The organism is Halobacillus sp. B23F22_5 (genome assembly GCF_043497085.1).
Taxonomy (GTDB): domain Bacteria; phylum Bacillota; class Bacilli; order Bacillales; family Halobacillaceae; genus Thalassobacillus.
Map to the genome: position 1 here is coordinate 23,110 of NZ_JBIEKI010000011.1, position 13,878 is coordinate 36,987.

Annotated in this window: 13 protein-coding genes; 7 read left to right on the forward strand and 6 right to left on the reverse strand. The window is 42.5% G+C overall.

The window, feature by feature from the left end; all coding sequences use genetic code 11:
- Positions 1-141: 141 nt before the first annotated feature.
- Positions 142-1,737 carry a ribosomal protection-like ABC-F family protein gene (gene abc-f / locus ACGTN9_RS14115; protein ID WP_499593821.1) on the reverse strand — a complete coding sequence of 532 codons (1,596 nt, stop codon included), beginning with the start codon at positions 1,735-1,737 and terminating at the stop codon, positions 142-144.
- Positions 1,738-2,021: 284 nt separating this feature from the next.
- Between abc-f and ACGTN9_RS14120 the strand changes: the two genes are divergently transcribed.
- A complete protein-coding gene (locus tag ACGTN9_RS14120) occupies positions 2,022-2,537 on the forward strand; it encodes a dihydrofolate reductase family protein (RefSeq protein WP_499593823.1) in 516 nt (171 codons plus the stop codon).
- A 15-nt stretch (positions 2,538-2,552) separates the two neighbouring features.
- Positions 2,553-3,167, forward strand: a complete 615-nt coding sequence (locus ACGTN9_RS14125) for an NUDIX hydrolase (protein WP_499593825.1) — start codon at positions 2,553-2,555, stop codon at positions 3,165-3,167.
- A 250-nt stretch (positions 3,168-3,417) separates the two neighbouring features.
- Here ACGTN9_RS14125 and ACGTN9_RS14130 read toward each other — a convergent pair whose 3' ends face one another.
- On the reverse strand, positions 3,418-4,182 hold the full coding sequence (locus ACGTN9_RS14130) for a (S)-benzoin forming benzil reductase (RefSeq protein WP_499593827.1): 765 nt from the start codon (positions 4,180-4,182) through the stop codon (positions 3,418-3,420).
- A gap of 152 nt (positions 4,183-4,334) precedes the next feature.
- Here ACGTN9_RS14130 and ACGTN9_RS14135 point away from each other — a divergent pair, with 152 nt between their 5' ends.
- On the forward strand, positions 4,335-4,964 hold the full coding sequence (locus tag ACGTN9_RS14135; protein WP_499593829.1) for a YczE/YyaS/YitT family protein: 630 nt from the start codon (positions 4,335-4,337) through the stop codon (positions 4,962-4,964).
- A gap of 72 nt (positions 4,965-5,036) precedes the next feature.
- On the opposite strand, the gene ACGTN9_RS14140 is transcribed toward ACGTN9_RS14135, so the two are convergent.
- The 3 genes from ACGTN9_RS14140 to ACGTN9_RS14150 form a co-directional block, all read right to left on the reverse strand.
- The gene (locus tag ACGTN9_RS14140) at positions 5,037-7,145 is read right to left on the reverse strand and encodes a TRAP transporter permease (protein WP_499593831.1); all 2,109 of its coding nucleotides are present in this window, start codon (positions 7,143-7,145) and stop codon (positions 5,037-5,039) included.
- On the reverse strand, positions 7,138-7,668 hold the full coding sequence (locus ACGTN9_RS14145; protein ID WP_499593833.1) for a DUF1850 domain-containing protein: 531 nt from the start codon (positions 7,666-7,668) through the stop codon (positions 7,138-7,140). The genes ACGTN9_RS14140 and ACGTN9_RS14145 overlap by 8 nt, the downstream gene beginning before the upstream one ends.
- A gap of 84 nt (positions 7,669-7,752) precedes the next feature.
- On the reverse strand, positions 7,753-8,760 hold the full coding sequence (locus ACGTN9_RS14150) for a TAXI family TRAP transporter solute-binding subunit (protein ID WP_499593835.1): 1,008 nt from the start codon (positions 8,758-8,760) through the stop codon (positions 7,753-7,755).
- Between the two features lie 328 nt (positions 8,761-9,088).
- Between ACGTN9_RS14150 and ACGTN9_RS14155 the strand changes: the two genes are divergently transcribed.
- The 4 genes from ACGTN9_RS14155 to ACGTN9_RS14170 all read left to right on the forward strand — a co-directional run bounded on the left by ACGTN9_RS14155 (position 9,089) and on the right by ACGTN9_RS14170 (position 13,334).
- Complete coding sequence (locus ACGTN9_RS14155; RefSeq protein ID WP_499593837.1) at positions 9,089-10,648, forward strand: spore germination protein; 1,560 nt, start codon at positions 9,089-9,091, stop codon at positions 10,646-10,648.
- Entirely contained in the window at positions 10,645-11,862 is a 1,218-nt protein-coding gene (locus ACGTN9_RS14160; RefSeq protein ID WP_499593839.1) for a Ger(x)C family spore germination protein, read from the forward strand. Before ACGTN9_RS14155 ends, ACGTN9_RS14160 begins: the two co-directional genes overlap by 4 nt.
- An 8-nt stretch (positions 11,863-11,870) precedes the next feature.
- Entirely contained in the window at positions 11,871-12,107 is a 237-nt protein-coding gene (locus ACGTN9_RS14165; RefSeq protein WP_499593841.1) for a hypothetical protein, read from the forward strand.
- Positions 12,108-12,224: 117 nt separating this feature from the next.
- Positions 12,225-13,334 (forward strand): GerAB/ArcD/ProY family transporter, encoded by a 1,110-nt coding sequence (locus ACGTN9_RS14170; RefSeq protein ID WP_499593843.1) that lies wholly within the window; start codon positions 12,225-12,227, stop codon positions 13,332-13,334.
- Positions 13,335-13,339: 5 nt separating this feature from the next.
- On the opposite strand, the gene ACGTN9_RS14175 is transcribed toward ACGTN9_RS14170, so the two are convergent.
- The gene (locus tag ACGTN9_RS14175) at positions 13,340-13,780 is read right to left on the reverse strand and encodes a hypothetical protein (RefSeq protein WP_499593845.1); all 441 of its coding nucleotides are present in this window, start codon (positions 13,778-13,780) and stop codon (positions 13,340-13,342) included.
- Between the last annotated feature and the right edge of the window lie 98 nt (positions 13,781-13,878).

Genomic DNA, 13,878 nt, shown 5'->3' on the forward strand with positions numbered 1-13,878 from the left:
GCACTTTAAGAAATTTTAACTTTGTTAAAGGGTTAAAGTATAAGAAATACTAAGGCTTTCGCCATAAGTACTTGGTGACAAGCCAAGTTTTTCTAATATAAGTCATCACTTTTGTAGATAAGGAACGGGAAATTAATCTGGTTAGCTATTCCTCAACCTTCTTACCTGACCGAGCACTTTTTGATATTCTTCCTCTAGCTCACTGTTATCTTCACCTTGTGGAGCCATACTGATTTTGCTGATCAGCTCAGTCAATTTCGTTTCTAAAGTCATCAGATCATACTCTTGCACATCCACCTCTTTTGGTTTTTTTTTCGCTTCTTCATACTCATGCAGGCTTCCTTCAATACTATGGACTGTTTGATTTTCCAGCACCCAGAGATGGGTTGCCGTCCGATCAACAAATCGCCGATCATGAGTGACATATAAAACTGTACCCGGGTAGTCTCGTACGAGCCCTTCCAGGGACTCAATCGCCTCTAAATCCAGATGGTTAGTAGGTTCGTCGAGAATCAAAAGGTTAAAGTCGCCGGTCAACAAGCGAGCCAAAGCCACTTTAACCCTTTCGCCGCCACTCAAGACCCCGATCGGTTTATAGACATCGTCGGCTTTAAATCGCAGCCTTCCAAGAATAATCCGCAATAAATGCTCGGGAAGCTGACTGGTCGCTTGCACAAACTGTAGCACCGTTTCCTGCGCCGGCAGGTTTTCCAGCGTCTGATCAAAATGCCCGATTTTCGCCTGAGCAGCGAAATCAATCGTTTCTCCTCCCTTAAGCAACTGCTGGATCAAGGTCGTTTTACCACTGCCATTCGCACCAATCAAAGCGGTTTTCGAACCAGTTTTTAATTTGAGTGCAGGAACCTGGTACAACTTCCGGCCCGCCACCGAACCGTGCACCTCTTTCGCCATCAACAACTGCTTCCGGTGAACTGGCGAGTGCAGGACATAGTCCATCTTCACTTCCTCCCACTCGAAAGGTTTATCTACTTTTTCCAGCCTTTCAATCCTGTTTTCTATATTTTTTGATACTCGTTCGATTTTCTTTTGCTGGCCGGCGGCTTTATTTTTGCCAAGCTGCCATTCCGAGTTCCCCATCCTCGCCGGTGGTTTACGCATGCCCTTTGCCTGATTGCGTTTCTTAGTCAGACGTTCAGTCAAGCGCTTCTTCTCTTTTAAATATTTTTCGTGAGCTTCCTGTTGCTGTTTGTGTTCCAGTTTTTTCTGATCGGCATAGAAACTGTAATCTCCCGGGTAGCTGGTTATCTTCCCATCTTCCAAATGCCATATGGTTGTACATACCTTATCCAGCAGACTACGATCATGGGATACTATCAAAAATGCTCCTTGATGGTTTTCTAACTGCCGTTCCAGTTGTTCGATATGCTGCCAATCCAGGTTGTTAGTAGGCTCATCTAAAAACAAGAGGTCACTGTTTTCAGCAAATAGCTGCTCCAGCTTTGCTAAGGTCTTTTCTCCGCCACTTAATGTCTTCCATTCATTATTATGGTTTTCTGAATCTTCCAACTGCTGAAACCAGCTGAAGCCCGTATGAAATTCAACCTGAGGTTCCATTTCTGTTTTACCTGCTAAATAATTCAACAGCAGTGTTTTACCCTGCCCATTTTTCCCAACCAGTCCAATTCGATCACCTTTATGGATTTTCAGTTCCTCTATATCCAATAACCGGCGTGGTCCGATACTATATTGAATGTTCATCGCTCTCATAAAAAGCATAAAAAAACCTCCCTGATGGTTCAGAGAAGTGGTGTCATAATCATTCCATGTCCAGTTAGGTAGAAGGGCAGTATTTCTCCGTACTACGACTGATCAAGCAATGATATCCTGTTTTGGACAGACTAACCCCATCTCCGAACGAGTGAATTTATTATTCATATCTCGTTTAAGCAATAGGATTAGTACTTCATCGCTCTATACTTCAGTCCCTTCTTTTTTCGTTACAACTATTATATGATAGATATGTATTCGTTTGCAACAAATTTTGGAAAGAAGGTAATGTCATGGGAAAAGTAGTTTTATACATAGCACAAAGTGTCGATGGGTATATCGCTCGCGAAAACGGGGCTATCGACTGGCTTTGGGATGACCAGGATTACGACTATGAAAAGTTCATCACCACTATCGATACCGTAATATTAGGCAGAAAAACATACGAGCAGATTTTTCAGTTGACCGACCAATTCCCATACCGCTCCAAGGATGTCTATGTTGTTTCTAACATGCAAGAAGGCAGCGATGAATATGCGACATTTATTCAGCCGGAACAAATCCGCCCGCTGATCAACCTTCTAAAAAATGATCAGCACAAAAATATTTGGGTGGTTGGTGGTGCCCAGGTGATCCATCATTTTATTAACAAAAATCTTATCGATGAATATCAAATCGCCATCCAGCCGACAATGATCGGCAGCGGTATCCCGTTATTTGAAAAAAATGACGTAGAACAACAGCTGGAGTTATATGAAGCGAAGCCATTTTCAACCGGTATGCTAATGCTTACTTACCGAAAAAAATAACCAGGGGGGAGTATGATGTCGGATAAATGGTTAACATGGGCAAAAGAAATACAAGCGATCTCACAAGCAGGACTTACCTATGCAAAAGATGTTTATGACGTGGAACGCTATCAGCGTCTGCGGGAGTTAAGTATAGAAATTCTCGAGGAATATACCGATGAACCGATGGAAAAAATCATCGATTTATTCGCCAATGAAACAGGCTACCAGACACCGAAGGTCGACATTCGCGCGGTAGTTTTTCATGAAGAAAAATTATTGTTTGTCCAGGAAAAATCAGACGGTAAATGGGCATTACCAGGCGGATGGGCGGATATCGGCTTTTCTCCTAAGGAAGTGGCTGTCAAAGAGGTTTATGAAGAAGCAGGTATTGAAGTAGCAGCAAGGCAGCTTCTTGGGGTTGTTGATATGCATAAACATCCTCACCCGCCAATGGCATCTCACATCTATAAGATTTTCATCGCCTGTGATTGGGAGGATGGCAACCTTCAAGGTGGAACAGAAACGGACCATGCAGCTTTTTTTCAAAAGGAAAAACTGCCAGAATTATCGATCGGCCGAAATACATATGAACAAATCGAACACTTGTTTACTATGCAAAAAGAAACCCTCCGGCCATTTTGTGATTAATCCGTTGCTTGAAAGGAGAATAAGTGGGCTGGGAAATAACTCGCTTTCCGCGGGGAAGACGGCAAGTCTCCTCGGGCTTATGCCCTGGGGGGTCTTGCCGTCCTTACTATTCCCGCTGAAGTTTCGTCATTCCCCAGCCCACTTAACGATATTTAGATTAACGGCACCTATATCCTTTTTGTGTCAGTATTTTTTGTTCAACCTTTGTATGTTTCATAAAGTTTTGAATTATTATCTCTTCCCCCTTCAACTACTCCTGGATTAAATCATACAGTTTATAAACTTTTCCGTTTTCTATTTCATTGGGTTTATTCAGAAGGTCCATCAACACAGCTGATACTGTATCCGGTCCTCTCAACTGCCCTTCCTCCTTCAACTTCCTGAACTTCTCGACATCCTGAAAGGCCTCTTTAGAAGCTGAACGGATGACGTCCTGCATATCGGTATCCATCACTCCCGGACTATAGGCAAGGATATGATGGTCTTTTTCCTGACTCTCAAGCTCAGCTGCAACTGTCGCGGTGAACCGATTCATTGCCGCCTTTGTGCTGTTATACGTACTCCAGCCAGGCGTAGATTTTTCTGCAGCACCAGAGGTGATATTCACGATAGTCAATTCCACCTCATGATTGTCCGCGTAGGAGAGCAGACTGTTAGTCAGCAAGATCGGTGCTAACAGATTAACCTGGACATGCTTTGTTACCTGCTTTGCATCCAGATTCCCTACCTTTTCAATCGGCTCGATCATACCGGCATTATTGATTAGATAAATGTGATAGGTTTCTTCATTAAACAGTTCATCTGCTATTTTTTCAAAACATTGCTCTGCCTCAGTACTATCACTTAGGTCACATGCCATATGGTGATAATCCGCCTTTTCCCGTTCGGAAAACTTTTTCAGTTCTGTACTGCCAGACCGCGAAATACCAATGACATCTACCCCATATTCAATGAAGTCTTTAGCAATAGCTTCTCCTAATCCTCTTGATTCTCCCGTTACGATTGCATACTGCATCTAACTGCCTCCCGCCTTTTCTTAATCTATACATGATAGCTTCCCTTTAACTATAAAATAAAAACAGCGACACTTCGAACTTTACAGAGAAATAGTGGAAGTATATGATTATTAAAGCGTCACTTACTGTTTTAGCATAAGGAGCCTGCATTATGAGACATTTGATTCTTTTCCTGCTCTATCTGGCAGGAATTGTACTATCCAGCCTTGGTCTGGCCATGATTATCAAGTCAGGCTTAGGTGTAGGGCCCGGGGACAGTGTAGCTGTCGGTGTATCGATGCACCTGCCAGTCTCTGTGGGTACTGTATTGATTATCAGTTTCATCATTTTATTACTTATTAATGCCTGGATTGAAAAGAAAAGGCCTGTATATGAGTCCATCCTGCCAATTGTCGTCCGTGGCTGGACGTTAGATATTTTTCTTTACAATATGCTGCCTGAGTCCGGATACGACCTCTGGTGGACACAATGGCTTATTTTCACACTAGGTTTACTCGCGATGGGTGCTGGTATCGCACTCTACTTACGAACGCCCTTCCCACGGATTCCATTGGATCATTTCATGATGATCGTTAATAAAAAGACAAACCAATCCAAAAGTTCTGTGCGAATTTTTGCAGAATCCGGCCTTGCTTTAATAGGTTATCTGCTCGGTGCCCCTGTAGGGATTGGGACATTGATCGTCGCCTTATCTACCGGACCGGTCATTCAATTTTTTTATGTCCTCTCGCGCCCTATAATCAACCTATGGGGCATTCACCAGAAAGAAAAGATGCTTTAAAAAAGAGCAAAAGCGACCTGCTTAGACAGGTCGCTTTTTATATTGTCCCTTAATAGAAGGTTTGCACAAATATTAAGATTCAGCTTTTTTTCTGCCTCTTTCAACCGGTACACCAAGTGTATCCCGTTTAAGCAGGAACTGCATACCCAGGATGACTGCAAACACAGATAATCCAATGATATCCGAATAACCACCAGGGTAAATCAGTGTCAGCCCTCCAGCCAAGGCGATGATTCGCTCAAACCACATGAGCTGCCGGAACCAGTAGCCAATCAATCCAGCACCGATGGCCAGCATGCCACAGACAGCCGTGAACACGATCCAGATCAATTCCAAAGCGGTCGTGTCAATCATTAATAACCTCGGCTCCAGTACGAACATATAAGGGATGATAAAAGCAGCAATGGCAAGCTTCGCTGCGTTCACCCCTGTCCTGATCGGTTCAGAGCTTGCCACACCAGATGCTGCAAACGCTGCAAGTGCAACTGGTGGTGTAATATCAGCCACGATACCGAAGTAGAAAACAAACATGTGCGCCGGCAGGTCAGCAATACCTAGCAGGATTAGAGCAGGTGCTGCAATCGTTGAGGTAATGATATAGTTTGCCGTAGTTGGTGAACCCATTCCAAGGATGATAGCTGCCAGCATCGTAAAGAACAGGGTCAAAAGTATTTCCCCATTTGCCAGCGATACCAAACTGTTAGCAAGCTTTAAACCAAGGCCCGTCTTCGTGACGACCCCGACGATAATACCAGCCGCTGCAGTTGCTGCTACCACTCCAAGTGCTGTGCGTGCTCCATCAACAAGAGCATCAATTGTATCTTTGAAGTTGCCATCAAAGAGATAGCTTACAAGAATGGTCACCATCGTTGCTGAAACAAGGGAAGTTGTGACGGAAAAACCGCCGGTTATCGACCCATAAATCCCCATACCTACCGCTACCACTCCGAATACAATCGGGTATATTTTTCGGAACTTCTCTTCTCTCATCAGACCGACAAGAATGGTCGTAAGAATTCCGTAAATAGCAGCACGCATGACACTAAGACCACTGCTTAAATAGAAAACGATCGCTACAATCGGTAATAACAGATAGATCTTCTTGAAGACTTCTTTACGGTTCGGCATTTCGGCATCTGACAATCCGCTCAGCCCTGTACGCTTCGCCTCAAAGTGAGTCATTATCCATACACCAGTAAAATATAATAAGGCCGGAATCGTCGCTGCTTTAGCGATGCTCCAGTAATCTATACCGATAAATTCGATCATCAAAAATGCTGCCGCACCCATGATCGGAGGCATCAGCTGACCACCTGTGGAAGCCGCAGCCTCTACACCACCAGCGAATTCACGGCGATATCCCAATCGTTTCATCATCGGAATCGTAAATGAACCGGACGTAACAACGTTGGCAACAGAACTTCCGCTAATGGTACCTTGCAAGGCACTGGAAAATATAGCAACTTTCGCAGGTCCACCAGTCCGTTTACCGGCAAGTGTCACTGCCAAATCATTAAAATACTGCCCGACTCCTGTTTTTACTAAGAAAGAACCAAATAATAAGAACAGGAATATAAAAGTGGATGATACAGCAATCGGTGTTCCGAGAATACCTTCCGTCGTGAAAAACATGGATTGTACCAGACTATCCAGATTCACACCACGGTGAATCAAAAATCCCGGCATCTGCCTTCCCCAATAAGCATAAACCAGAAATAGTGCAGCAATAATCGTAATTGGCAAGCCTACCGCACGTCGAGTCGCTTCTAATACAAGGATCACCGCTAATATACCAATATAAAAGTCCAGCTTACTCATATCTCCGGCTCGCATAATTATTTCTTCATAAAATAAAGGCCAATAGGCACCAACGCAAAATCCAAGTATAGCTAGTACGAGATCATACCATGCTATCTTTCCCTTGATACGGTTTTTCTGAGACGCAGGGAATAGTAAAAATATCAATACCAGTCCGAATCCAACGTGCACAGATCGATGGATTTGTGCTGGCAGAGGATGGATGGTGGTTGTATATAACTGATAGATGGAAAATGCTAATAAGATAAAAAATACGACCTTCGCTAAGAGCCCAGTCAGTTCTCGTACAGAAGATTCAGGATCGTATTTCTGCATGATTTCTTGTTGTTTTTCTACAGATAGTGATTGATCTTTCTTACTCATGCACATTCACTCCTCTCAAAAGTTCCCAGTTGTTTATATAGAGGGGTTGAATACGAACTATTGTACCACCACCTACATATTCCTTAAGAAGGTAAGAACGATCCTCATATAGGATCGTATGGTTTGCTTTCTCCTGTCCTACAGACAGATCGATGTACCTATGCTCTCCCTTTAACCCCGTTATATAATACTTTCCATCTTTCGCCTCGAATGTTTCTCCCTCACCAGCATTCGAAGGCATACCTACTGCTGTATCCTCGTAAATCAATTGAACAGGGATAAGCTTTTTATCTTTTACTTCATACTCCTCGATAACATCACTTAAATGAATAGAGTGCGTAAACTTGATTTGAAAACGGTCCCCTTCCTCCACCTGAAGGAAAAGCGAAGGTTTGTCTGTATCTTTTGTGTGGAGAGCAAGAACATATTGGTAGGGGTAAAATAACCATAACGAAGCTGCAGATAAAAAAATCAAACCTATCACCACAGCAACTACTGCTCTATTTTGTGCAAATCTCTCCATGCTTATATTCCTTTCTCACAAGAAAAGATAGACCGACATAACATCGGTCTATCACAAGCCATATTAATCCTGTCAGGCTTTTTATTATTCTGCAGAAACGCCGACTTCATCATAGTACTTTTGTGCACCAGGATGAACATCGATTCCTACACCCTTAAGCGCAGATTCTGCTGTGATTACTTCACCCTTGCTATGGGTAATCTGATCGGTATTTTCAAAAATAGATTTGGTAATGTTGTAAACGGTGTCTTCATCCATATCAGAAGTAGTAACAAGCATCGCTTGTACGGCTACTGTCTGCACCGCTTCATCCAGGCCATATGTTCCAGATGGAATTTCATCTTCAGAATAGAATGGAACCTTGTCAATCAGCTCCTGGATTTTTCCATCGCCGAATGTAACGATGTTTACATCCGTAGTAGCTGCAAGACTTTCTACCGCTCCAGTAGGTGTCCCGGAAGTGATGAATGCTGCATCAATGGATCCATCTTGAATACCAGAAGTAGAATCACCGAATTCAAGGTCGCGCTTTTCAATGTCATCCATCGTAATTCCATGGATTTCAAGAATATTTTTAGCATTGGCATACGTACCGGAACCTGGCGCACCAACAGAAACTACCTTCCCTTTCAAATCCTCTACTGTTTCAATTCCTGTATCTTTCGTAGTTACGATTTGAATGGTTTCCGGGTATAAAGTTCCGATCGCTTGAACGCCTTCGATAGCTTCGTCAAACATTACTTCTCCGTTAGCTGCATAAGAAGCAATATCTGTTTGGGTAAATGCAAGTTCTCCGTCACCATCACGAAGCTTCTTCATATTTTCAACAGAAGCTCCAGTTGAAACCGCGTTAGCCTCGGCTCCATCTACATTAGAGTTGATGATTGTAGCAAAGCTTCCGCCAAGTGGATAATATGTACCTTGAGATCCACCTGTCAGAATGTTCAGGAATGTGGTACCGCCTTCATCGCCGCCACCTTCATTTCCTCCTTCTCCTCCGCCGTTGTCAGCCGTACCGCCGCCACATGCAGCAAGGAACAGCGAAAGCGTTAACAACATAGCGAACGTTAACATCCAATTTTTTCTTTTCATAAATAAGCCCCCTCATTTTTTAAAGTTGTCCAGTAAAATAATGTTAGCAGAAATTGATGAAATATTCAAACATTTCATCGACTTCCCTTTTGTGGATAAGTGTTGCGTGGATATCTGTAATGATGATTCTTATGCAGCAAATATATTTTACTATAAATATCGCTAAATTCAAACTGTAATGAAGCAATCGCTTACTTGTAATTTTATTCAGGCAATTATGAAAAAGGCGGCTCCCCAATTATTGATGGCCATCAGGTTCACTGCATTCATAAATTACCCTTAGGTGTGCAAGCTAATACGTAAAGCATCTACAAAAGGGGCAAGCATCATGAGACGTCGCAAGAAAAAAACACCGAATAATAATGAGATTCAACTAGACTCCAGTCTGTCTAAACAAATAGATAAGAGTATAGAAGTCAACTTGACAGTAATCAAAAAGACTTTAGGTGACGCTTCTGATTTAGTAATACGGCGTATAACACTGAATAACTGCAACAATATCAAGGGAGCAATCATTTTCATCGATGGTCTTGTAGATAAAACTTCTGTGCAGGATTTCATTCTGGAAGTCATGATGGTTGAGGTTCCACCAGAAAACATCTCCCTTGCTCATGTATATGATGGGGTTAAAGATTCAGCCCTTCCAATAGGAGAAATCACGGAAACAAACAAACTTGATGACTTGCTATTGCGCTTATTATCCGGAGAAACCTTAGTACTGCTTGATAATGAAACACGAGCATTATCCGCAAGCACGAAAGGCTGGAAAGATCGTGGGGTTCAGGAAACCACCTCGGAAAGTGTCATCCGTGGGCCTAAAGAATCTTTCACTGAGACAATTCGGACAAACACAGCGCTGGTGCGTAGAAAAATCAAAGACCCTAAGCTTCGTATCGATGCTAAGAAAATCGGAAAAAAGACCGTTACCGATATCGCAGTCTTATATATTGAAGGTACTGCAGATGAAAGTGTTGTAAAAGAATTACATGCCCGTTTAGATAAGATTGACATCGACGGAGTGCTGGAAAGTGGATATATCGAGGAATTCATTGAAGATCCACCCTATTCTCCTTTTCCAAAAGTCTATTATACGGAACGACCGGATTCAATAGCTGGGGGGCTTTTAGAAGGAAAAGTAGCCATTATAACAGATGGTACACCTAATGTTCTGTTAGTCCCTGCGCTCTTCGTCAATTTTATGCAGTCCAGCGAGGATTACTACCAGCGTTATGATATCGGAACATTCATCCGGTTGTTACGACTTTTTTCATTTGTCATCGCTTTGTTCATGCCATCTTTATACATTGCCATCACAACGTTTCACCAGGAAATGATTCCAGCTCCCTTATTGATCAACTTAGCAGCCCAACGTGAGGGTGTGCCATTCCCGGCTTTTGTCGAAGCTGTGCTTATGGAAGCGACCTTTGAAATCCTTCGTGAAGCAGGGGTAAGGCTTCCGAAAGCTGTCGGTTCTGCCGTCTCGATTGTAGGAGCGTTGGTATTGGGTGAATCAGCGGTACAGGCAGGGCTTGTCTCTCCGGCGATGGTCATTGTCGTTGCCATCACTGCAATCAGCAGTTTTGTTTTCCCATCCTACAATATGGCGATTCCTGTCAGGATGCTCCGATTCTCCTTGATGATACTAGCTGCTACGTTTGGATTGTATGGAATCATACTCGGTTTGATTGCCCTGGTACTCCACCTGTGCAGCTTGCAATCTTTCGGAGTTCCATACATGTCACCGTTTGCTCCCCTAGTTCCCAAAGACCAAAAAGATGTACTGGTCCGATTTCCACACTGGGGGTTGCTGTCCAGGCCTTCTGCTACTTCTCATCAAAACGAAAAACGGACGAGTGGCCGAAACCAATCAAAGGGGAGCTCAAAATGAAGGGAATAGATTATTTCTGGAAAAAAAGCAAGCTGCTCCTGATTATGTTCTCTTGTCTTATATTGCTGTCAGGCTGTTGGAGCAGCCGGGAACTTGACGACCTTGGAATTGCAGTGGCCTTAGGAATCGATAAGACAGAAGAGGGAAACTATGCTTTGACGGTACAGATAATCAATCCCTCTGAAATTGCTGCAGAAAAGGCATCTACACGCCCCCCTGTATCCATTTATAAGTCAGAAGGGGAAACACTTTCTGAAGCACTTCGAAAAATGACAAAGACAGCACCACGAAAAATTTACGTTTCACAGCTGCGTTTATTAGTAATCGGTCAGTCTCTTGCTGAAGAAGGGATTCTTCCTGCACTGGACTTACTATACAGGGACGCAGAATTCCGCACCAGCTTTTTTATGACCATAGCAAAAAACGCAAGCGTGGAAGACATTCTTAGTATCATGACACCGTATGAAAAGATTCCGGCAAATAAAATCATGGACACACTGACTTCAGCTCAAGAAAACTGGGCTGCGACAGAAGGGGTCTATATTGACCAAGTCATTTCTGACATAAGAAGCACAGGGAAAAGCCCCGTAATGACTGGGGTTTTGATGAACGGAAGTGAAGATACTGGCAGCTCTAATAAAAATACGGAATCCACCGATGCCCCCACCCGTTTAGAGATAGACCACCTTAGTGTCTTTAAAGACGACCGGATGCTTGGATGGCTCAACGAGACAGAGAGTAAAGGCTATAATTATGTTGTTGGCAACGTAAAAAGCACACTGATCAACTTTCCTTGTAAAGAGGAAGATAGCGGAAAAGTCGGAGTAGAACTTTTGCGCACGAACGCAGCAATTGATGCCCAAATGAAAAAAGGAAAGCCTGTTATTTCGGTTGAGGTACAAGCTGAAGGGAATGTAGGGGAAGTCGAATGCCAGATTGACTTAAGTAAACCGGAAACTCTTCAGATGATTGCTAATAAAACAGAAGCTGACATCAAAAATAAAATCCAGGCGTCCATTAAGGCTGCACAAGAAGTATATGAAAGTGATATTTTCGGATTCGGTAATGCGGTCAACCGGAAAGACCCTAAATACTGGAAAAAAGTTGAAAAAGATTGGGATACTCATTTCGTCGAAACAGAGGTAGAAATTAATACGAAAGTCAATATCAGAAGAAAAGGTACTAATGTCCAACCACTGCAAAAGAAAGGATAGATGATGTCATGTGGCCGATCCTGGGTGTACTGTTCGTAGCAGCTGCTATCTTTTTTATTGAAGCTCCCAAACTTAAAAGGGAAAACAAAAAGAAAGAGTTAGGTTATTTCTGTTTGTTTCTGATTGCAGCCACAGTTTTAAGTATAGTAGAAAGCATTGGCAAAGAACCGCCAAATCCCTTAGACCTTATCCAGGCTTTTTATGCCCCTGTCAGCACCTGGCTACAGAATACTTTGTACAAATGATAAAAAGCGAGGTTGAATGATGATGGATAATAACACAATCAGCCCGCGTCAGTTTTGCACTAAATCAGTGCCAGCCAGTTAAAAAAGTTATAAACCCGATAAACGAGGATGAAAAAGATGAACAATAAGACGATCAGTCCGCGCCAATTCATGTATTTGGTGATACTTTTTTTAATAGGAAGTTCCATACTCATCATTCCTGGTCCACTAGCTGCCGGAGCAAAGCAGGACGGTTGGATTTCAGCTATATTAGGGACGGTGATCGGAATATTATTGGTGTTTTTATACCATAAAATAGGTGTCACTATTGGAAATAAAACATTTGTAGAAGCAGCTATTGATATCTTCGGAAATTGGTTCGGTCGAATCATCAGTTTCTTTCACCTGTCTTTCATTTACATCCTGGCTGCATTAGTATTGCGAAATATTGGTGATTTCATGACCACCCAGATGATGGTTGACACGCCTTTACAATACACACATATCCTTTTCTTGTTAGTCGTAGTACTGGGAGCCCGTTTAGGTATCGAAGTGATTGGCCGTTCGGCAGAAATGTTCATCACCTGGATGATCATATTACTGGTTTTCCTTTTCCTTTCACTTACACCACAACTTGACTTGAACCACCTTAAGCCTATTTTTGGTAGTGATTTTCGCACTATTACAAGTACTTCCTTAACTGTCATTGGTACTCCGATACTGGAAATGGTCATATTTTTGATGATATATCCGCAAGTGAAAGAAAAAGGCAAAGCTAAACATGCCTGGTTGATTGGGTTATTAATTGGGGGCGGCTTTTTGACACTGCTTACCTTGTTCAGCATTCTGGTGATGGGCAGTGACCTTACTGCTTTGAATGAATATCCCATATATGAGCTGGCATCAAAAATAAACATTGCGGGTTTCTTAGAAGGAATAGAAATCATCGTGGCAATTGTATGGATGCTGACCATTTTTTTTAAACTGGTCATACTCTATTATGCTTCGAGTTTAGGAATCGCTCAATTTTTAAAAATCGACGACTATCGGGTTTTACTATTGCCATTAGGGATGGGCATGGTAGTACTTTCAATCATTGCCTATCCTGATGTCGCTTACTTTGAAACTTTCGTAAGCACCACATGGCTTCCTTACGCAACGATGCATGGATTTGTCCTGCCGGTGTTACTATTGACAGGAGCTATAATAAAGAAGAAGAAACAAGAAAGTGGGAGTTCACGAAAATAAAGCATTCATTTTCGCTCCCACTTCACATGCTGCAGCCCGTTTATGTGTAAATCTTCTTCAATCTCTTCTTCAAGGGCAAGCTTCTTTAAGATTTGCGCCTCATTGAGTGGAACTGCAATTGGACCTTCCAAATTAACCAACTCACGGTCAGATAATTTTTCCGCCAGCTTTTCCCAAAACACTTGTTCATCATAAGGTTCGATGTAACGGGAAAGCAATGTCGACTCATAGTCAACATTCAAATCCTTATAACCTATTTCCTGATTTTCTTCAATCAACCCTTCCATTCCAGCCTCTTTATAATATTGAAAGATATAGTCACGAAGCGCTTCAAATTCCTCATCCAGATCATCTCTAGTGATATTGGTTACCCATCCTCCTAAAAACAGGGCTTCCACAAGCTTCTGGTATTGTACTGGTGTAAATTCCAAGTGAACTTTTTTCATCGTGTGGCCCCTCCTTTCCTCTTCATCGTACACAAAAAAAGCTGCCATGGATAGTTTAGCCGCCTTTCCTTAAAATAAAAGAGGAAAAAAAATGATAC

Excerpts from the sequence above, each read along its gene's own strand:
- ACGTN9_RS14145 (WP_499593833.1), bottom strand. The coding sequence starts at position 7,668 with ATGGAGAGATTTGCACAAAATAGAGCAGTAGTTGCTGTGGTGATAGGT.
- ACGTN9_RS14150 (WP_499593835.1), bottom strand. The coding sequence starts at position 8,760 with ATGAAAAGAAAAAATTGGATGTTAACGTTCGCTATGTTGTTAACGCTT.
- ACGTN9_RS14155 (WP_499593837.1), top strand. The coding sequence starts at position 9,089 with ATGAGACGTCGCAAGAAAAAAACACCGAATAATAATGAGATTCAACTA.
- ACGTN9_RS14135 (WP_499593829.1), top strand. The coding sequence starts at position 4,335 with ATGAGACATTTGATTCTTTTCCTGCTCTATCTGGCAGGAATTGTACTA.
- ACGTN9_RS14165 (WP_499593841.1), top strand. The coding sequence starts at position 11,871 with ATGTGGCCGATCCTGGGTGTACTGTTCGTAGCAGCTGCTATCTTTTTT.
- abc-f (WP_499593821.1), bottom strand. The coding sequence starts at position 1,737 with ATGCTTTTTATGAGAGCGATGAACATTCAATATAGTATCGGACCACGC.
- ACGTN9_RS14120 (WP_499593823.1), top strand. The coding sequence starts at position 2,022 with ATGGGAAAAGTAGTTTTATACATAGCACAAAGTGTCGATGGGTATATC.
- ACGTN9_RS14130 (WP_499593827.1), bottom strand. The coding sequence starts at position 4,182 with ATGCAGTATGCAATCGTAACGGGAGAATCAAGAGGATTAGGAGAAGCT.
- ACGTN9_RS14175 (WP_499593845.1), bottom strand. The coding sequence starts at position 13,780 with ATGAAAAAAGTTCACTTGGAATTTACACCAGTACAATACCAGAAGCTT.
- ACGTN9_RS14125 (WP_499593825.1), top strand. The coding sequence starts at position 2,553 with ATGTCGGATAAATGGTTAACATGGGCAAAAGAAATACAAGCGATCTCA.
- ACGTN9_RS14170 (WP_499593843.1), top strand. The coding sequence starts at position 12,225 with ATGAACAATAAGACGATCAGTCCGCGCCAATTCATGTATTTGGTGATA.
- ACGTN9_RS14140 (WP_499593831.1), bottom strand. The coding sequence starts at position 7,145 with ATGAGTAAGAAAGATCAATCACTATCTGTAGAAAAACAACAAGAAATC.
- ACGTN9_RS14160 (WP_499593839.1), top strand. The coding sequence starts at position 10,645 with ATGAAGGGAATAGATTATTTCTGGAAAAAAAGCAAGCTGCTCCTGATT.